Here is a 19,379-nt window from a genome sequence, read left to right as displayed (position 1 = left end):
CTCAGGAGACCGCGCTGTCGCCCGTGGGGCCACGGCGTGCGGTGTGAACGTCCCAGGGTCCACCCTCCTGAATCTACGTAATCAACGTACCATAAGAATGCTGATCAAATGCAGATGTCGACTGGTTTGCGTACCTATGGCCCTCCCTGACCACGACCGGCGGCGCGCTGCCGTCCGGACGCGTGTTCAGCAGTCGCTGGGCGAGGACGACCTCGAACACCTCCGGGGTCTCGTCGGTGATCTCGGACAGCGCCAGGCAGCCGGACACCACGTGGTGACGGATCCACTCGCTCGTGTAGAGGTCGGCCTCGACCCCCGGCAGGAGTCGGATCCGCAGGTGCAGGCGTTCGTCCTCCGTGTGCGGGTCCACCACCACGACCTGCGCCTCCTCCACCGAGTCCAGCCGGTGCGCGAGCGCGACCAGGTCGATGGGGGAGACCAGGCGGGTGAGCGGCCCCAGGGGGGCGTCGATACGGCTGTGCGTCCTGATCGCGGGACCGGGCAGGCCGCACCCGCAGTGCGCCCACTCCGCCGAGATGCCCGTGTCGTACCGGAGCAGGGGGATGACCGCCTTCTCGTGCGTCACGGTGACGAGCATCCGTCCGTCGGCGATCTCGGTGTACTGGTGCGGCAGCAGGTGGAGGGTGTCGTCGGAGCACGAGGGACCGCTGTGCCCGATGATCCAGGTCTCGGCCGAACCGAAGAGCGCCCAGGTGCGCAGGTGGGGGAACTGCGCGCGGATCAGTGCGCGGGTGTCGCCGTCCATGGCCGGACCGCTCCAGACCACCTTGCGTAGGAAGTCCAGGTCCCGGCTGGCGGCGGCGCAGAACCGCAGGAGCCGCCGGACGGTGTCCAACGTGGTGGCCAGGGCCGTCACGCCCTGCTGTTCGAACAGGTCGAGGTAGGGCCCCATGGACTTGTCGGTCGGCGCGTCCATGGACAGCGTCGGAACCCCGGCCCGTGTGGCCAGCGCGGTGTGCAGGTCATGCGAGGCGCGCATGTGGAAGGGCGTGCTCAGGCTGGCGAGCAGGTCGCCGGGCTCGAACGGGTTGACGTGGGGGGCGATCTCGTCCAGGTACAGGTCCGCTGGCAGGGCCCCCATCCGTATGGCGGAGGTGGTCCCGCCCATGATGTGCAGGGAGGCCCGGTTCAGCGCTGCGGGGGCGTCGCGCATCAGGCGTCGGTCGCCTCGCCCAGTTCGTCCCGGGTGAGCGTCGGCAGGTCCGTCAGGCTCGGCGGACGCTCGTCGCCCGCGTAGCGGCTGTACTTCTCACGGACCACCGGGATTTTGGAGAGCCTGGCCAGGGCATGGGACAGAGACTGGGTCTCATAACGTGATTCCTCTGCCCCGGAAGTCATTGTCATTCGCGTACTCGCATTCCTGGCTATTTCCGGATGGACGCCTTCGGCCGCCCGGAGTGGTTGCGGTGCCGTTAATGAACTAGAACCGCCGGGAATACTCCCGGAAGCTTCCTGCAGTGGCCGACAGGGGGTGGTGTCGGTGTCACACGCACAGTAAAGCAGGTTTGTGCGACAGGCGGACAGAAGGAAGTCTCTTTCTTCGTGACCATGCGAATGCGTATCGTTATTCCATCTTGTCGGAGGTGGTTGCGAGGTCAGCTCAAGATCATTGTTGATCCTGTGACGTTGATCACATGAACTTTCAATACCATGAGGGAATACGACAGAAATGGAATGATCCCCGCTCGGCAGTTCGGACGGAAGTCGCGCCGACGCGTGGCGCCAGGGGTGGCGCGTGACGTGGCGGATATACCCTGGAGGTCGACGACCCTGGCGCCGGTCCCGCCCTCGGCGCGACCGGAGCGCCGGGGCTGCTTCCCGAGCACAAGAGAGAACACCCATGAGTGACATCGAGCGCGAGGTCCACGCGGTGGCCGAACGCGCCAGGGACGCGGCGGTCGACCTCGCCCCGCTCAGCCGGGCCGTCAAGGACGCCGCGCTGCGCGCCGTCGCCGACGCCCTCGTCAAGCGCGGCGACGAGATCACCGCCGCCAACGCCGAGGACGTGCAGCGAGCCCGAGCCGAGGGGACCTCCCCGGCCATGATCGACCGTCTCACGCTGACGCCCCAGCGGATCGAGGCCATCGCCGACGCCGTGCGCCACATCGTCGAGCTGCCCGACCCGGTCGGCGAGTCGGTGCGCGGCGCGATCCTGCCCAACGGGTTGGACCTGCGCCAGATCCGGGTGCCGCTCGGTGTCATCGGCATCATCTACGAGGGGCGGCCCAACGTCACGGTCGACGCCGCCGCGCTCTGCCTGAAGAGCGGTAACGCCGCCCTGCTGCGCGGTTCCTCCTCCGCCTACGCCTCCAACGCCGCCATCGTCGCGGTGCTGCGCGAGGCCCTGGCGGGGACCGGCGTCCCGGTCGACGCGGTCCAGTTGGTGCCCGGTCGCACACGCGAGTCCTCCACCGCGCTCATGCGGGCGCGCGGACTGGTCGACGTGCTGATCCCGCGCGGCGGCCGTTCGCTCATCCAGGCGGTCGTGCGCGACTCCACGGTTCCGGTCATCGAGACCGGCGAGGGGCTGTGCCACGTGTACGTGGACGAGGCCGCCGACCTCGACAAGGCGGTCGCCATCGCCACCAACGCCAAGGCGCAGCGCTGCTCGGTGTGCAACTCGGCCGAGACCCTGCTCGTGCACGAGGCGGTCGCCGACGCGTACCTGCCGCGCGTGCTGGACTCCCTCGCCGAAGCCGGCGTCACGGTGCACGGCGACGCCCGGGTACTGGCGGCCGCCGAGGAGAGCGGGACGTCCGCGACCGTGGTCGAGGCCACGGAGGAGGACTGGGCCACGGAGTACCTGTCGATGGATCTGGCGGTGCGGGTGGTCCCGACGATCGACGACGCGCTCGCGCACATCCGCCGGTACTCCACCCAGCACACCGAGGCCATCGTCACCGACTCCCTGTCCGCCTCCCGGTACTTCGTCGCCCGCGTCGACTCGGCCGCGGTCATGGTGAACGCCTCCACCCGTTTCACGGACGGGGGCGAGTTCGGTTTCGGCGCGGAGATCGGTATCTCCACCCAGAAGTTGCACGCCAGGGGTCCGATGGGGCTCACGGAGATGACGTCGACCAAGTACGTGGTGACCGGTGACGGACATCTGAAGTAGGAATCACCGGTCGTGCGCGTATGGGGTCGCCGGGTGCGCCTGGCGACCTCCAACGTTGACCCGATGTCCGCAACCTTCGCAACTGCACCATGCGACACATGTCTCACATGAGCGCTCTGGGAACTCTTGGTGTTCGTGCGGTTTTCCCAGCAGCAACCTAGACAAACGCGATTATTCGCCTCAGAAGTATTCCCAAAGCGACTACGTCTCGATACGTTCGCTGGGTGTGTCCCGGTGCTCCGCCCGCATCAGACCCCGGAGTTCCGCCCCCACGGTCACAGACGAAAGGAACACCCCCGAATGAAGCTTCCGAGCAAGGCCGCCGCGCTCGCCACCGCCACTCTCGCCGTCGGCGGGGTCACACTGGTGGCCACCCCCGCGCAGGCCGACCTCATCACCCTCTGCTCGGGTCACGGCGGCGCGGTCACCCTGCCGACCGACCTGGCGGTGCCCGAGGGTGAGAGCTGCTACCTGGACGGCACGGTCATCCAGGGCGACGTCACCGTCCGGGAGAACGCCAACCTGCACATCATCGGCGGCGAGATCGACGGCGAGGTGACCGTCCAGGGCAACGGCTACTTCGACGCCTCCGGCACCTCCCTGGGCGACGGCGTCGTCAACAACGGCTCCTTCGGCACCCACCTGGAGGAGACCTCCGGCGGGGCCGAGGTGAGCGCCGTCCCGACCGAGGTCGGGAACACCGAGGGCTTCGTCTTCGTCGTGGACTCCTCGGTCGCGGGCCTCAGCTCCCAGGTCGGCGAGCTCTACGTCAGCGGCTCGCGTGTCGGCGGCGCGGTCACCGCCGAGGGGGTCGAGTACGTCGACGTCTTCGACACGGCCGTGCGCGGCGACCTGTCCGTCACCGACTCCGCCAGCGGCGGCATCCTGTGCGACAGCGAGGTCCTGGGCGAGGCCGCCTACTCCGGGGCCGGCGGCCCGGTCGCCGTGGGCGCGGGCGAACAGGAGGGTTTCTGCGAGTCGCTCAACTACGTCGACGGCGACCTCACCGTCACCGGCGTGACGGGCGGCGTGTACGTGGACAACAACATCGTCGGCGGCGACCTGAGCACCTCCGGCAACCAGCCCACGGCCCAGGTCGGCGACAACAACCGCGTCCGCGGTGACGTCCTGACCGAGCAGGTCGCGCTGCGCTCCTTCTCCGCCGCCGTCGTCGAGGAGTTCGAGGCCCACGAGGAAGAGCTGGTCGAGGAGGTCGAGGAGGCCCGTACCGAGACCATCGACGAGGCCATGGCCGCAGGTCCCGCCTTCTAGGACGGCGTGGCCCGACCGGGTGCGACCCGAACCTCCGAGCGGCGTCGACGTCCGTCGGCGCCGCTTCCGCCTGCCCAGGGGTGGTTTCGGAGTGCTTCGTACTGAAACGTGGCTATATATCGTTCTACTGACGACGGTCAAAGTCGGGTGATACAGTCCACGCATGGCTGACTCCGTGCGGCGTGTCGTGGTCACCGGTGGATCGGGCGGTATCGGACGGGCGGTCGTGTGCGCGCTCGCCGCCGAGGGGTTCGGAGTGGTCGCCCTCGGCCGGGACTCCGGGCGGCTCGCCGCCCTGGAGAGGGAGGGTCGCGCGCACGGGCTCGACGTCTCCGCCCGCGTGTGCGACGTCACCGACGAGGACGCCGTCTCCGCGACCGCCGACGCTCTCGGACCCGTCTCGGTCCTGGTCAACAACGCGGGAACGGCGACCACCGCGCCCCTGCGCAGCACCGGGCTCGACCTGTGGGAGGGCCACCTGCGCACCAACGCCACCTCGGCCTTCCTCATGACCCGCGCGCTGCTGCCCGGCATGCTCGACCGTGACCACGGCCGACTGGTGTACGTCGCCTCCACCGCGGCGCTGGCCGGGACACGCTACACGGCCGCCTACACCGCGTCCAAGCACGCCATGATCGGGCTGGCCCGGGCCGTGGCCGCCGAGGTGGCCGGGACCGGTGTCACCAGCAACGCGGTGTGCCCCACGTTCGTGCGCGGACCCATGACCGAGCGGTCCGTGGCCCGGATCGTCGAACGTACCGGCCGCGACCGCGCACAGGCCGAGGCGGCCCTCGCCTCGGCCACACCCCTCGGGCGACTCCTGGAACCCGAGGAGGTGGCCGCCGCCGTGTCCTACTTCGTCAGTCCGATGGCGCGCGCGGTCAACGGCCAGGCCCTGACCATCGACGGAGGAGGAATCCACAGGTGAGTCCGTTCCGCGCGTCCGCCCCCCTGACCGAGGACTGGAACCACTTCGACGTCCAGCGCGCCGACGGCGTGACCACCGTCACCCTCGACCGCCCCGACCGTCTCAACGCCCTGACCTTCGAGGCCTACGCCGACCTGCGCGACCTGGTGGTCGAGCTGCCCCACCGGGGCGACACCCGGGTCCTGGTCCTGCGCGGCCGGGGCCGGGGGTTCTGCTCGGGCGGGGACGTCCACGAGATCATCGGGCGAACCCTGGCCATGGACCCCGACGACCTACTCGCCTTCACACGGATGACGGGCGAGGTGGTCCGGGCGCTGCGCGAGTGCCCCGTCCCGGTCATCGCCGCCGTGCACGGCATCGCCGCCGGGGCCGGATCGGTCCTGGCGCTGGCCGCCGACTTCCGGGTGGTGGCGCGCTCGGCCCGGTTCGCCTTCCTGTTCACCAAGGTCGGCCTGGCCGGGGCGGACATGGGCGCCGCCTACCTGCTGCCGCGCGTGGTCGGTCTCGGCCGGGCCACGACACTGCTCATGCTGGGCGACACCGTCCGCGCCGAGGAGGCCGACCGCTACGGGCTGGTCAGCGAACTGGTCGACGACGACGGACTGGACACGGCGGTCTCGACGCTGGCCGCCCGGCTGGCCGAGGGCCCCGCGTTCGCCTACGCCCAGACCAAGGCGCTGCTCTCGCGCGAGCTGGACATGAACCTGTCCGGCGCGGTCGAGTTGGAGGCGATGACCCAGGCGCTGCTGATGAAGAGCGCCGACTACGCCGAGTTCCACGCGGCGTTCACCGGTCGCCGCGACCCCGAGTGGAAGGGCCGTTGATGGAGGCTCGCGCGTCCCCCCGACACCGCACACCCTGGTCGACCCGCCGGCGATGGGACCGGGCTCCGGGTTCTCACACGCCGTGGTCCCGGTCGCCGGCCGGACCGTGTACCTGGCCGGGCAGATCGCCTCCGGCCCGGACGGCACGGTGGCCGCAGACGGGTTGGTCGCCCAGTTCGACCTCGCCCTGGCCAACGTCCTGAGCGCACTGGACGCGGCGGGCGGCTCCCCCGAACACCTGGTCAACCTGGCCGTCTACACCACCGACGTGCCGGGATACCGTGCCTCGGCCGGGGAGATCGGCCGCGCCTACCGGGCCCGTGTGGGCCGCCACTACCCGGCGATGGCCCTGTTCGGCGTGACCGCGCTGTTCGACCCCGACGCCTGGTCGAGTTGGTCGGGACGGGGGTGGTCCCGGAGAGTCCACGCGCGCCGGGGCGGGTGGGGACGGGCGGGGGACGGAGGCCTCGTTTGAGGGTGGTGGAGGGTGACGATGTGGAGGGTGCCGCGCCGGAGGCGAACACCGGCTACCCCCTGACGGTGGAGCGGACGTACTCCAGGCCGGGGCCGCGCAGCAGGGAGTGCAGGTCGAAGAAGACACGCGCGGCCCGGCTGCCCGCCCACCGGTCCGGGAGAAGTTCGGGGGGGAGTCCGGGGTCGAGGTAGGGCATGCGCCGCCAGGCGTCCACGGCGCGCAGGTGGTCGGCGAAGGCCTCAGGTCCCGGTGAGGGCGTTCCCGTGCGGCCGCCGCGCCGCCAGGCCCGCAGGACCGGCTCGTGTTCGGCCAGGAACCGCCGGTACATCTCCTGCAGCGCGGGCAGGTCCCACCAGCGCGCCACGGCTTCGGCCGGGGCGCCGAACCCGAGGTGGTCGGCGTGGAAGAGCTCCACGTACGCCTCCATGCCCAGTTCCCGGAGCACGCGGCGGGCCTGGTCGGTCAGGTGCGCCGGGGCGATCCACACCCCGGCCGTGGTGGTGCCGAAACCGAGCCGGGTGAGCGCCGTGCGCAGGGCGTGTCGGCGGTCGCGTTCGGACTCGGGCACGGAGAAGACCACGAGCACCCATCCGTCGTCGGTCCGGGCGACCCGGTGGCCGAAGATGCGCTGGTCGCCCTCCCCGAGGACACGGCGCCCGTCGTCGGACAGACGGTATCCGGCGACGCCGCCGATGCGCTCGGAGGCGAGCAGACCCCGCCGCTTGAGCCGGGAGACCGCCGAGCGCACGGAGGGTGCGTCGACGCCGAGGCCGCCCATGAGCGCGATGAGGTCCGCGACACCGACCCATCCCCCGACGTCGCGGGCGTAGGTGCCGAAGAACGACACGATGAGTGAGCGCGGCCGGCGGTTGACCCGTACGTCGTCGGTCCCGTCCGCCGTCGTTTCTTCGTGTGTCCGTTCGTTGTTCTCCGTCACGCGGACACGATAGCGCCTCTGTTCGCATTCCTCCCATCACCCGGCCTTCATGGGTGACGTATGCGCTAGGACCAACGAGTCCATGATGGACCCTTGACGGTCGTCACCAAACCTGTACATTCGGAGCGTGGGTCGGATCACCACGAGAGCCGAGGTCGCCCATGGGGTTCGCACTGAACGACGACGACCGGGAGTTCGCCCGTTGGGTGGGCGGGTGCGCCGCCGCGCTGGTCGCGGAGCCGTCCGTCGTCCCGCCCGCCGGACCGGGTCGGGTCGACCGCCCCCTCCTGCGCCGCCTCGCCGGTCTCGGCCTCCTCCCCGCGCTCTTTCCCGGAACACACGGCGACGGCCCCCTCCGGGAGGCCCCGGCCATCCGACTGTGCCTGCTCCGCGAACACCTGGCCCGCGCGGACACCCACGCCGAGACCGCCCTCGCCCTCCAGGGGCTGGGCGCCTACCCCGTCCTGCAGTCCGGCACCGAACTCCAACGCCGCCGCTGGCTCCCCGCCGTCGCCTCGGGGGAGGCCGTGGCGGCCTTCGCCCTCACCGAGCCGGACGCGGGCTCCGACGCCGCGGCCCTCGCCCTGCGAGCCGAACCAGGCGGCGGCGGATGGCGCCTGCACGGGGAGAAGACGTGGATCTCCAACGCCCCCGACGCCGACGTCTACACCGTCTTCGCCCGCACCACCCCCGCGCCCGGTCCCGGGGCGTCACCGCCTTCCTCGTCCCCGCCGACCGCCACGGCCTCACCGGATCCCCACTGGAGATGCTCGCCGACCACGCCCTGGGCCACCTGGTCTTCGACGGCGTCCCCGTCGGACCGGACGACGTGATCGGCCGTCCCGACGCGGGGTTCGCCGTGGCCATGCGCACCCTGGACCTGTTCCGTCCCAGCGTCGGCGCGTTCGCGGTCGGGATGGCCGACGCCGCCCTGGCCGCGGCCAGGGAGCACACCCGCGCCCGCCACGCCTTCGGCGCACCGCTCGACCGCCTCCAGACCGTCGCCCACACCCTGGCCGAGATGGCCACCCGGACGGAGGCGGCCCGTCTCCTCGTCTACGCGGCGGCCGAGGAGTACGACACCGGCGGCGACGCGGTCACCCTCAAGGCCGCCATGGCCAAACTGCTGGCCACCGAGACCGCCCAGTACGTGGTGGACGCCGCGGTGCAGCTGCACGGTGCGCGCGCCCTGCGACGCGGCCACCCCATGGAACGCCTGTACCGAGAGGTCCGCGCGCCCCGCGTCTACGAGGGCGCCTCGGAGGTACAGCGCCAGATCATCGCCCGCCACCTGCCCCCGATCACGGGAGCCCCGTCCCCCTCGTAGGTCCCGACCGCGGAGGCCCGCCATGCCGCCGACCCTCTCACCCACCGGCCACGTCGACACCTTCACCCGCGACCACCTGCCGCCACCCGACCAGTGGCCCGAACTCGTCCCCGACCCGCTCGGGCCGCGCTACCCCGACCGGCTCAACTGCGCCGAGGAACTCCTGGACGGCGCCATCGCGGAGCACGGCGCGACCGGACCTGCCTCCTCGGCGAACACGAGACCCTCACCTACGGAGCCCTGCGCGACCGGGCCAACCAGGTGGCGAGCGTCCTGGTCGAGGAAACCGGCCTGGTCCCGGGCCAGCGCGTCCTGCTGCGCGGCCCCAACTCACCGTGGCTGGCCGCCTGCTGGCTGGGCGTCCTGTGGGCCGGGGGAGTGGCCGTCACCGTCCTGCCGGTCCTGCGCGCGGACGAGCTCGCCACGGTCATGCGCGCCGCCCGCGTCACCCACGCCCTGTGCGACGCCCGCTTCCTCGACGACCTGGCCACCGCCGCCGCCGGGATGGACGTCCCCCCGCGCGTGGTCCCCTACGGGGGACCGGACCCCGGGGACCTCACCGTCCGAGCCGCCGCCGCGCCGACCGATCTCGCACCCGTGCGCGTGGCCGCCGACGACGCCTGCATGATCGCCTACACCTCCGGTACCACCGGCACGCCCAAGGGCTGCGTCCACTTCCACCGAGACGTGCTCGCCGTCGCCGACACCTACTCCGCGCACGTGCTCCGGCCCACCCCCGACGACGTGTTCTGCGGGAGCCCGCCGTTGGGTTTCACCTTCGGACTCGGCGGGCTGCTGGTCTTCCCCCTGCGGGCGGGCGCCTCCTCGGTCCTACTGGAACGGCCGCGCCCCGAGTCCCTGCTCGACGCCGTCGCCGGGCACGGTGTGACGGTCCTGTTCACCGCGCCCACGGCCTACCGGGCCATGCTCGCACGCCTGGACGGGCACGACCTGTCGCGGCTGCGGCGGTGCGTATCAGCGGGCGAGCACCTGCCCGCCGCCACCTGGCACGCCTGGCACGAGGCGACCGGCCTGCGCATGCTCGACGGGATCGGCGCCACCGAGATGCTGCACATCTTCATCTCCTCCACCGACGAGCACACGCGCCCCGGCTCCACCGGCCGACCCGTCCCCGGGTTCACCGCGGCCGTCCTGGGCGACGACGGCCGCCCCGTTCCCGACGGCCAGCCCGGACACCTGGCCGTCCGCGGCCCGGTAGGCTGCCGCTACCTCGACGACGACCGCCAGCGCGACTACGTCCGCGACGGCTGGAACCTCACCGGCGACACCTACGTGCGCGACGCGGACGGATACCTGTGGTACCGATCCCGCAGCGACGACATGATCGTCACCGCCGGGTACAACGTCGCCCCGGCCGAGGTCGAGGAAGCCCTGCTCACCTCACCGGACGTGGAGGAGACCGCGGTCGTGGGAGTGCCCGACCCCGACCGCGGCCAGATCGTGCGCGCCTACGTCGTCTTGCGCGACGGCCTCGCCCCCGACGACGACCGCGCCGAGCGGCTCCGCGAGCACGTGCGCTCGCGCATCTCCCCGTACAAGACCCCGCGTTCCATCGAGTTCCGCGCGGAACTGCCCCGCACCGCGACCGGCAAGCTCCAGCGGTTCCGGCTGCGCGACGAGCGCTGACCGGCGGCACCACACCGACAGGAAGGCGGACCGCATGCGCGTCGCGTGTGTCGGGGCGGGCCCCGGCGGACTGTACTTCGCGGCCCTGGCCAAACAGCTCGACGCCGGCCACGACATCACCGTGTACGAACGCGATCCCGCCGAGGCCACCTACGGGTTCGGGGTGGTGTTCTCCGACGAGACGCTCGGCGGGATCGCGCACGCCGACCCGGCCGTGTACGCAGCGCTGACCGCCGAATCCGCCCACTGGGACGACATCGACGTCCACCACCGGGGCGCCGTCGTCACCTCCGGCGGCCACGGCTTCGCCGCGATCGGCCGCCGGGCCCTCCTGCGCATCCTGCGCGCGCGCTGCGCCGACCTCGGCGTGCGCGTGCTCACCGGTACGCCCGCTCCGCCCACCGCCGACCTGGCCGCCGCCCACGACCTGGTGGTGGCGGCGGACGGCGTCCACAGTCGGACCCGAGACGCGTACGCCGACGCCTTCGGCACCACACTCGACCACGGACGAAACCGGTTCATGTGGCTGGGGACGGACCGGGTGTTCGACGCGTTCCGGTTCCACGTGCTGGAGACGCCGCACGGCGTGATGCAGCTGCACTGCTACCCGTACTCCGACGAAGCCAGCACGTTCCTGGTGGAGACGCACGAGGACGTGTGGCGGGCGGCCGGGTTCGCCGACCTGGCCGAGGCGTGCGACCCCCGACCCGGCCACAGCGACACCGGGAGCATCGCCCGGTGCGCGTCGCTCTTCGCCGACGTGCTCGACGGCCACCGCCTGATCCCCAACAACTCACGCTGGCAGCGGTTCACCACCGTGCGCAACCGCTCCTGGCGCCACGGCAACGTCGTGCTGCTCGGCGACGCCGCGCACACCGCCCACTTCTCCATCGGCTCGGGCACCAAGCTCGCGATGGAGGACGCCCTAGCCCTGGCCGCGTGCCTGCGCGAGAACCCGACTCTGCCCCGCGCCCTGGCCGCCTATGAGGCCGAACGCCGCCCCGTCGTGGCCAGTACCCAGCGCGCCGCCCAGGCCAGCATGGAGTGGTTCGAGGGGATCGGCCGCCACGTCGGCCAGGAGCCGGTGCAGTTCGCGTTCGACCTGCTCACCCGGAGCCGCAGGGTCACCTACGACAACCTGCGCCTGCGCGACCCCGAGTTCGTCGCCGGGGTCGACCGCTGGTTCGCCGGCCGCGTCGGCGCCGACCCCGCCCGGCCCCGGCCCCCCATGTTCCACCCCTTCCGTCTGGGCGGGCTGGAACTGGCCAACCGCGTGGTGGTCTCGGCCATGGACATGTACTCGGCCGTGGACGGCACCCCCCAGGACTTCCACCTGGTCCACCTCGGCGGCCGGGCCCTGGGCGGCGCGGGACTGGTCATGACCGAGATGGTGTGTGTGTCCGCCGAGGGCCGCATCACGCCCGGCTGCTCCGGCCTGTACCGACCCGAGCACGAGACCGCGTGGCGGCGCGTCACCGACTTCGTGCACGCCCACACGGGGGCGCGGATCGGCGTCCAACTCGGCCACTCCGGACGCAAGGGCTCCACCCGCCGCATGTGGGAGGGCATCGACGAGCCCTTGCCGGACGGCAACTGGCCGGTCGTCGCGCCCTCACCCCTCCCCTACCGCGAGGGCGTCAACCAGGTGCCGCGCGAACTCGACGCCGCCGCCATGGCCGCGATCCGCGACGATTTCGTCGCCGCCGCGCGCGCCGCCGACCGGGCCGGTTTCGACCTGCTGGAACTGCACTGCGCCCACGGGTACCTGCTGTCCAGCTTCCTGTCCCCGGTCACCAACCGCCGCACCGACGCCTACGGAGGCGCGCTGGCCGACCGGCTGCGCTATCCCCTGGAGGTGCTCACCGCCGTGCGCGCCGCGTGGCCCGACCGCAAACCGCTCACCGTGCGCATCTCCGCCACCGACTGGGTCGAGGGCGGCACCACCGCGGCCGAGGCCGTGGAGGTGGCGCGTGCCCTCTCCGACGCCGGGGCCGACGCCGTCGACGTCTCCACCGGCCAGGTCACCCCCGACGAACGGCCCGCCCACGGCCGCAGCTACCAGGTGCCCTTCGCCGAGCGGATCCGCCGGGAGACCGGAATCCCCGTCATCGCGGTCGGGGCGATCTCCTCCCACGACGACGTCAATTCCACGATCCTGGCCGGGCGCGCCGACCTGTGCGCGCTCGGCCGCCCCCACCTGTACGACCCGCACTGGACCCTGCACGCGGCGGCCGATCAGGGCTACGAGGGGCCCGGCGCCGTCTGGCCCGCCCCCTTCCGTGCGGGCAGCCGGAAGCCGCCCACCGGCCGCACCGACGGGCCCCGGCCCAGACTCGACCTGCTACGTTCCCCGGAAGCCGACGCCACCCGCCACCGGCGCTGGCGGCCCGGCCCGTGAGACCCGAGGAGGACAGGACCGTGCCGACGACCATGACCTACGGGGACCACCCCAGCCAGACGGTCCGCCGGTGGACGCCCGTCGGCGGCGCCGACCGGACCGCGCCCGTCGCGGTGCTGCTGCACGGCGGTTGGTGGCGCGACCGACACGACGCCCAGCTCATGGAACCGCTGGCCGCGGACCTGAGCGCGGCCGGGTGGGACGTGTGGAACGTCGAGTACCGCCGCACCGGCGCCGACGGCGGCGGGTGGCCGCACACCCGCGATGACGTCGTCCAGGCCCTCGGCCTGCTCGCGGAGACCGTGCGCCGCGCGGACGGCGCGCTCGACGCCTCCCGTGTGGTGTCGATCGGCCATTCGGCGGGCGGGCACCTGGCCCTGCTCACCGCCGCGGACACGCTCGTCACCTCCGTCGTGGCGCTCGCACCCATCACCGACCTGCGGCGCTGCGCCGAAGCTGGGCTCGGCGAGGGCGCGACCGACGTCTTCCTGGGACCCGACGCGGATCCTCCGCGGTACGCGGCCGCCTCGCCCCTGCACCGGGTGCCGCACGGCGTGCCGCAGCTGGTCGTGCACGGCGACGCCGACGACCGCGTGCCGGTCGAGCACAGCCGCGACTACGTGGCGGCGGCCCGCGCGGCCGGGGACGCGGTGGACTACCGGGAGGAGGCCGGGGCCGACCACTTCGCGGTCATCGACCCCGGGCACCCCGTCTGGAACGTCGTCCGGGCCCACCTGGCAAAGGTCTGACCCACCACGGTCAGGACGGGCTGGACGAGTCCCGCGAGGAGCCGTTGCGCCAGCGGTCGGCGACGGAGTCGAAGAGCTTCCCGCCCGCGCTGGCCGCGCTCCCGGCGACGTCGCGCAGGGTGCCCAGCAGCGGGTCCTCCGAACGCTCCCACGCCTCCTTGTAGTGGTTGGCGGCGTTGCGGGCCTCCTGGCCGACGCTCGCGTCGCGGTCGGAGGCGCGGCGCGGGTAGTCGCCGCCCAGGATGCGCTGGTAGGAGCCGCTCTCCACCCACCGGTGCAGCTCGGCCAGGCGCACCACCGCGAACGGGTGGGTCTGGCCGCTGAGGCTGAGCAGCTTGAGGAGGCTGTCGCGCGCGTCTCCGCCCCGCTCGTACTCGCGGGCCTGCTCCAGGAAGGAGTCGGGGTTCATCTCGGCGAGGGCGGAGCCGCCCGCCATCTTCATCAGGGCGCGCTTGACCGCCTCGGGGTCCTGGCAGGCGAGGACGCCCGCGCGGTCGCAGGAGAGCTCGGATTTGCGGTACCACTCCTCCAGGGCGGCCACGATGGCGCGGATGCCGATGTAGCCCAGCGGAATCCACGCCACCCGGGCGGCGAGCTGGATGAGGGCCAGCAGCATGGTCCGGTACACGGCGTGGCCGCTGAGGATGTGGCCGACCTCGTGCCCGATGACGAACCGCTGCTCCTCGGCGTCGAGCAGGTCGAACAGGCCCGTGGTCATGACGATGAACGGCTTCTGGCTGCCGATCGCCATGGCGTTGGGCTTGGGGTTCATCTGGATGTAGAGCTCGGGGACCTCGTCCAGGTCGAGGACGTAGGCGGCGTCGCGCACGTAGTCGTACACGTGGGGGAACTGGGTCGGTCCGACACGCACCGCGCTGGACAGGAACATCAGTCGCAGCGCCCGCTCGTTGAAGAGCCCGGACATGCGCTTGAACACCTCGTCGAACCCGCGCAGCGAACGCAGCGCGACCAGGGCGCCCCGGTCGGCGGGATGCTCGTAGGCACGAGGTGAGATCTCGGAGAGCCGGACGCGTACGCGGTCTGGAGAGTTCGCCATACCGGAATGCTATGCGCCGGATCGGTGCTTGGCCACGGTTGGGGGTGATCGAGATATGACGCGATTCGCGGATCCTTCGGGAACGGTCGGGAAGGTTGCCGCGCCGCCGCTCGTTGACCCAGTGCGAAGGACATATCGGGATCGAGGGCCGTTGGCGGTACATCCCGTCGGCTACTCTCGGTGGGCCGATCCCGGCAACGACCACGGCGAAACGGAGCGCACAGTGGCGAACGAGACGACCGGCGCGCCCAAGCGGGCCGGATCCCCCCCCACCAAGGTGGGCATCATGGGTGGCACCTTCGACCCCATCCACCACGGGCACCTCGTCGCAGCCAGTGAGGTGGCGCACCTCTTCGACCTCGACGAGGTCGTGTTCGTCCCCACCGGTCAGCCCTGGCAGAAGGACCCCGACACCGTCACCCCGTCCGAGGACCGGTACCTCATGACGGTGATCGCCACCGCCGAGAACCCGCAGTTCCGGGTCGACCGCATCGAGATCGACCGCTCCGGACCCACGTACACGCTGGACACCCTGCGTGAGATGCGCGCCTCCTACGGTCCCGACGTGGAGCTGTACTTCATCACCGGAGCCGACGCGCTCGGCGCCATTCTGAGCTGGCACAACGTCGACGAACTCTTCGACCTCGCGCATTTCGTAGGCTGTAACCGACCCGGGCACCACCTCAGTGACACCGGGCTGCCCGAGGGCAAGGTCTCGCTGGTGGAGGTTCCCGCGCTGGCCATTTCCTCGACCGAGTGCCGGGAACGGGTCCGCAAGGGCGAACCCATCTGGTACCTGGTCCCCGACGGCATCGTCCGCTACATCAACAAGACCGGGCTCTACCGGGAGAGCTGAAAGGCAGCAACCACAACGTGACAGCCACCGACAGGGCACTGGAGTTGGTCCGGGTCGCGGCCGAGGCCGCCTCCGACAAGCTCGCACAGGAGATCATCGCCTACGACGTCAGCGACCAGCTCGTCATCACGGACGCCTTCGTGCTGTGCTCGGCGCCCAACGACCGCCAGGTCCGCGCGATCGTCGACGAGGTCGAGGACCAGCTCCGTCTCAAGGCCGGAGCCAAGCCGGTCCGCCGCGAGGGCGAGCGGGACGGCCGCTGGGTGCTGCTGGACTACGCGGACATCGTCGTGCACATCCAGCACGAGGAGGAGCGCGGGTACTACGGCCTCGAACGCCTGTGGAAGGACTGCCCCGAGATCGGCCTTCCCGAGAGCGCGCGCGGCGCCGAGCGCACGCCCGAGCAGTAGCCTCCGAACGGGAAGAGACACCACGACGTGAGCGACACGACCCCCCGCGTGCTGTTCTGGCGGCACGGACGGACGGCCTGGAACGTCGAGAACCGCTTCCAGGGACAGACCGACATCGAACTCGACCGCGTCGGGCACGCCCAGGCCGAACGGGCGGGGAAGGTGCTCGCCAAGCTCGGCCCCGACGTCATCGTCGCCTCCGACCTGCGCAGAGCGGCCGACACGGCCGGGTACCTCAGCCGGGCCTGCGGGGTCGGGGTCGAGTACGACAAGGGTCTGCGCGAGCGCTACGGCGGTTCCTGGGAGGGGCTGACCGGCAAGGAGCTGTCCGCGCGCTGGCCGGAGCGGCACGCCCGGATGGACATCCCCGACGGCGAGCACGTCTGCGAGGTCGGGGACCGGGTGGTCGCGGCCGTCGACCGGGCGCTGGCCCGGACGCCTTCGGGCGGGCTGGTCGTCGTGGTGAGCCACGGCGCGGCCGTGCGCGCCGGGATCGCCAGGATGCTGGGGATCTCCGACGAGCAGCGGGAGGTGCTCGGCCCGCTGAGCAACTGCTGCTGGTCCGTGCTCCAGACTCGGCGGGGCCGATGGCGGTTGATGGAGCACAACGCGGCGAACCTGCCGGAACCGGTGGTGCTCAGCGACGACGCCTGAATCGTTTCGACGAAATCGCCGGATTCCGCTATCGTTCTGGGAGTCGGCGGGCCACCCGCCCGCACGACTCCCACACGGGGCTATGGCGCAGTTGGTAGCGCGCCTCCATGGCATGGAGGAGGTCTGGGGTTCGAATCCCCATAGCTCCACTCGCCTCCGAGGCGGCCCTGTTCGCGCGTGAACGCGCTCACCGGGTCGTCTCGTCGTCTCCTCTGGGGGCGACCCCCAGACCCCCGGTGTGGGGCTTCGCCCCACGGGTTGTAGTTGGCTTGCCCAGGGTCCACGGACTCAGGACGACCCTGCTCGCGCGTGATCGCGCTCGCCGGGTCGTCCTTCGTTCTTCTGGGGGTGGGCCCTCAGCCCGTGCGCCGCTCGCGCCTCCAGCGGACGTAGCCGCCCCGCAGACTGCGCGCATGGCGGCCCGTGGCGTTGATGAGACGGACGGCGCGGGGTGACACGACGCAGTAGGGGCCCTGGCAGTAGGCGAGGATCGTCGTGTCCCACGGCAGCTCGGCGATCCTCCCCTCCAGCTCCCGGAAGGGACCGAGACCGCGCCCGGCACGTGCCCCTGTGCGAACTCCCGTGTCGACCGCAGGTCCACCACGACCGCCTCGCCGTGCGCCACCATCTGCGCCAGCTCCTCGGAGGTGACCGCGCCCGAACCGCCCTCCCGTCCCAGATGACGCTCGACCTCCTCCCGCAGGCCGCCCATCCGCTGTTCGCTGAAGTCCTGGAAACGCCCCAGGAACCGCGACACCTCCTCGTCCCGCAGCGCGTAGTGGACGTGGGTGCCCTCGCGCCGACTCGTCACCAGCCCCGCCGCGCGCAGCTGCTGGAGCTGGGCCGAGGTGTTCTTCAGGGGGAGCCCGCCCCGGCGCGCCAGTTCCTCGACCGTGCACTCGCCCTGGTCCAGCAGGTCGAGCAACCGCAGGCGCACCGGCGCCGCGAGCGCCTTGCCGACCCGGGCGAGGTGTTCGTAGATCGGGGCTTCGGGGAAGTCGGTCATGCTCTAGCCGTACTTCGGCAGGTCGCCGCGCAGGAAGGACACGTACCGGTCGGCGTCGCGCAGGAGGACGTCCCTGGCGTTCCCGCGCACGCTCAGATCCCACCACCCGCCGTGGATGGTGTCGAACTCCAGGTCGCGCACGGCCTCGACGACTCGGCGGACGAGCCGCTCGGGCAGCGGGAGCCGGTTGGGCGCGCTGTACAGGAAGGTCACGCGGTCACGGCCGGGGGTGACCATGATGGTGTCCCCGGTGAAGAGCGCCCCGGCGCCGTCTGCCAGGTGCAGGACCGCGCTGCCGGGGAAGTGCCCGCCCGTCTGGACGAGGGTCAGCCCGGGCAGCGGGCTGAGCGTGCCGTTCCACCGGCGCACCCGCGTGCTCGGCCACGGAAGCCAGGGCTCGTCCGCCTCGGGCAGGACGATCTCGGCGTCGAGGAGATCGGCCCACTCGACGGCCGCGCCGTACATGTGCGGATGGCTGGAGGCGACGACCGCGGCGCCCCCCAGCCGCTCCACCTCGGCCACGGCGTCACGGTCCAGGAAGACCGGTGGGTCCCACAGGAGGTTCCCGGCCTCGGTCTCGACCAGGACGCCGCGGTGTCCCACGCCGATCCCGGGCTCCGCGCCCAGCCCGGTGACGCGGTCCTGGACCGGGCGCGTCACGACGCGGAAACCCTCGGCCGCGAGTGCGGCGCGTGTGGTGAAGTCGGGTCCGGTGGGTGGGACGTACTGGCGCTCGTCCACGCAGATCGGGCAGGCGTCCGGCGCGCTGGTCGCGGGTGCGAACACGGCGCCGCAGGTGCGGCAGACCCAGTAGTCCCTCGGGACTCGCGCTGCGGGGGTGGATCCTGACGGCCCGGACATACGATGCCTCTTTCATCTATTGATCTAATGATCAATAGAATACTGGTGGATCCGATGCGCCGCAAGGTCCGCGATCTTCGAAGGGAAGAGTCCTCCCCGGGTGTCGAGGCCACGGTTCGTCGTTCGTCGTCGGTAGGAAGAGTGCGGTCAACAGAACGCGCGTATCCACCAGGGAGCGGATATGAGACTCACCGTCAACACCTTCGTCAGCCTCGACGGCGTCATGCAGGGTCCGGGCGGGGCTCAGGAGGACACCAGCGGCGGGTTCGGGCGCGGTGGGTGGCTGACGCCGTTCGCGGACACGGACATGGGCCGCATCGTCGACGGGTGGTTCGCCCGAACCGGGGAGGTCCTGCTCGGCCGCACGACCTTCGAGATGATGCGCCCCTACTGGTCGTCGGTCACCGAACCCGACAACCGGGTGGCCACGGTGCTCAACACCTACCCGAAGCACGTGGTGTCCACCACGCTCACGGAGGAGGAGGCCGACTGGGGCGACACCTCCGTCATCGCCGACCGCGTCGAGGACCGCGTTCGCGAACTCAAGGAGCGCCCCGGCGACGAACTCCAGGTGCACGGCAGCTGGCGACTGGCCCAGACCCTGCACGGGGCGGGTCTGGTCGACCTCTTCCGGCTGCTGGTCTTCCCCGTCGTGGTCGGTCAGGGCAAGCGGCTGTTCGACGAGGGCTCGGTCCCGACCGGGTTCCGGGTCGAGTCGGCCGAGACCACGGCGAACGGCCTGGTCTCGCTCGATCTCGTCCCCGACCCGGACATCGACCTCGCCTCGGGGCGGGAGTTCGCGGTCGTCGACGGCCGGGAGACGATCGTCTGACCGCGGGCGG

At 71.6% G+C, this 19,379-nt stretch carries 15 protein-coding genes, 1 tRNA gene and 3 pseudogenes; 14 read left to right on the top strand and 5 right to left on the bottom strand.

The features are described from left to right. Nucleotides 1-73: 73 nt before the first annotated feature. Nucleotides 74-1,174 (bottom strand): AMP-dependent synthetase, encoded by a 1,101-nt coding sequence (locus BJF83_RS23360; RefSeq protein ID WP_262391802.1) that lies wholly within the window; start codon nucleotides 1,172-1,174, stop codon nucleotides 74-76. Between the two features lie 687 nt (nucleotides 1,175-1,861). Here BJF83_RS23360 and BJF83_RS23355 point away from each other — a divergent pair. The 5 genes and pseudogenes from BJF83_RS23355 to BJF83_RS23335 form a co-directional block, all read left to right on the top strand. Next, complete coding sequence (locus BJF83_RS23355) at nucleotides 1,862-3,136, top strand: glutamate-5-semialdehyde dehydrogenase (protein ID WP_075927994.1); 1,275 nt, start codon at nucleotides 1,862-1,864, stop codon at nucleotides 3,134-3,136. Between the two features lie 300 nt (nucleotides 3,137-3,436). Then, entirely contained in the window at nucleotides 3,437-4,408 is a 972-nt protein-coding gene (locus tag BJF83_RS23350) for a hypothetical protein (RefSeq protein WP_075927993.1), read from the top strand. A gap of 163 nt (nucleotides 4,409-4,571) precedes the next feature. Next, nucleotides 4,572-5,336, top strand: coding sequence for an SDR family NAD(P)-dependent oxidoreductase (locus BJF83_RS23345; RefSeq protein WP_075927992.1), 765 nt, complete (start codon nucleotides 4,572-4,574; stop codon nucleotides 5,334-5,336). Then, a complete protein-coding gene (locus BJF83_RS23340) occupies nucleotides 5,333-6,160 on the top strand; it encodes an enoyl-CoA hydratase family protein (RefSeq protein ID WP_075927991.1) in 828 nt (275 codons plus the stop codon). Before BJF83_RS23345 ends, BJF83_RS23340 begins: the two co-directional genes overlap by 4 nt. Nucleotides 6,161-6,212: 52 nt before the next feature. After that, nucleotides 6,213-6,580, top strand: a pseudogene (locus BJF83_RS23335) (RidA family protein); the annotation flags it as partial. Nucleotides 6,581-6,687: 107 nt separating this feature from the next. On the opposite strand, the gene BJF83_RS23330 reads toward BJF83_RS23335, so the two are convergent. After that, nucleotides 6,688-7,572 (bottom strand): PaaX family transcriptional regulator C-terminal domain-containing protein, encoded by an 885-nt coding sequence (locus tag BJF83_RS23330; RefSeq protein ID WP_075927989.1) that lies wholly within the window; start codon nucleotides 7,570-7,572, stop codon nucleotides 6,688-6,690. A 161-nt stretch (nucleotides 7,573-7,733) separates the two neighbouring features. Between BJF83_RS23330 and BJF83_RS23325 the strand changes: the two are divergent. The 4 genes and pseudogenes from BJF83_RS23325 (at nucleotide 7,734) to BJF83_RS23310 (ending at nucleotide 13,693) form a co-directional block, all read left to right on the top strand. Then, nucleotides 7,734-8,899, top strand: a pseudogene (locus BJF83_RS23325) (acyl-CoA dehydrogenase family protein). A 22-nt stretch (nucleotides 8,900-8,921) separates the two neighbouring features. Next, nucleotides 8,922-10,546, top strand: a pseudogene (locus BJF83_RS23320) (AMP-binding protein). Nucleotides 10,547-10,580: 34 nt separating this feature from the next. Then, nucleotides 10,581-12,944, top strand: a complete 2,364-nt coding sequence (locus BJF83_RS23315; protein WP_075927988.1) for a bifunctional salicylyl-CoA 5-hydroxylase/oxidoreductase — start codon at nucleotides 10,581-10,583, stop codon at nucleotides 12,942-12,944. A 20-nt stretch (nucleotides 12,945-12,964) separates the two neighbouring features. After that, a complete protein-coding gene (locus tag BJF83_RS23310) occupies nucleotides 12,965-13,693 on the top strand; it encodes a S9 family peptidase (protein WP_262391801.1) in 729 nt (242 codons plus the stop codon). Nucleotides 13,694-13,703: 10 nt separating this feature from the next. On the opposite strand, the gene BJF83_RS23305 is transcribed toward BJF83_RS23310, so the two are convergent. After that, nucleotides 13,704-14,750, bottom strand: a complete 1,047-nt coding sequence (locus BJF83_RS23305; RefSeq protein WP_075927987.1) for a M48 family metallopeptidase — start codon at nucleotides 14,748-14,750, stop codon at nucleotides 13,704-13,706. Between the two features lie 223 nt (nucleotides 14,751-14,973). On the opposite strand from BJF83_RS23305, the gene nadD reads away from it, so the two are divergent. The 4 genes from nadD (at nucleotide 14,974) to BJF83_RS23285 (ending at nucleotide 16,819) form a co-directional block, all read left to right on the top strand. Beyond that, on the top strand, nucleotides 14,974-15,606 hold the full coding sequence (gene nadD / locus BJF83_RS23300; RefSeq protein WP_316042343.1) for a nicotinate-nucleotide adenylyltransferase: 633 nt from the start codon (nucleotides 14,974-14,976) through the stop codon (nucleotides 15,604-15,606). A gap of 17 nt (nucleotides 15,607-15,623) precedes the next feature. Beyond that, nucleotides 15,624-16,016, top strand: coding sequence for a ribosome silencing factor (gene rsfS, locus BJF83_RS23295; RefSeq protein WP_075927986.1), 393 nt, complete (start codon nucleotides 15,624-15,626; stop codon nucleotides 16,014-16,016). Between the two features lie 48 nt (nucleotides 16,017-16,064). After that, a complete protein-coding gene (locus BJF83_RS23290) occupies nucleotides 16,065-16,670 on the top strand; it encodes a histidine phosphatase family protein (protein ID WP_075928029.1) in 606 nt (201 codons plus the stop codon). A 76-nt stretch (nucleotides 16,671-16,746) separates the two neighbouring features. After that, nucleotides 16,747-16,819: transfer RNA gene (locus BJF83_RS23285), tRNA-Ala, on the top strand. A 38-nt stretch (nucleotides 16,820-16,857) separates the two neighbouring features. Here the strand turns inward: BJF83_RS23285 and BJF83_RS23280 are convergent. Then, on the bottom strand, nucleotides 16,858-17,676 hold the full coding sequence (locus tag BJF83_RS23280) for a metalloregulator ArsR/SmtB family transcription factor (protein ID WP_262391800.1): 819 nt from the start codon (nucleotides 17,674-17,676) through the stop codon (nucleotides 16,858-16,860). Nucleotides 17,677-17,679: 3 nt separating this feature from the next. Further along, nucleotides 17,680-18,462, bottom strand: a complete 783-nt coding sequence (locus BJF83_RS23275; RefSeq protein ID WP_075927985.1) for a hypothetical protein — start codon at nucleotides 18,460-18,462, stop codon at nucleotides 17,680-17,682. A gap of 256 nt (nucleotides 18,463-18,718) precedes the next feature. Between BJF83_RS23275 and BJF83_RS23270 the strand changes: the two genes are divergently transcribed. Continuing rightward, a complete protein-coding gene (locus BJF83_RS23270; protein WP_075927984.1) occupies nucleotides 18,719-19,369 on the top strand; it encodes a dihydrofolate reductase family protein in 651 nt (216 codons plus the stop codon). The last annotated feature ends 10 nt before the right edge of the window (nucleotides 19,370-19,379 follow it).

The organism is Nocardiopsis sp. CNR-923, from assembly GCF_001942255.1.
Taxonomy (GTDB): domain Bacteria; phylum Actinomycetota; class Actinomycetes; order Streptosporangiales; family Streptosporangiaceae; genus Nocardiopsis.
Note: the sequence above shows the minus strand (reverse complement) of the source record. Positions and strands in the feature narration are given on the sequence as shown.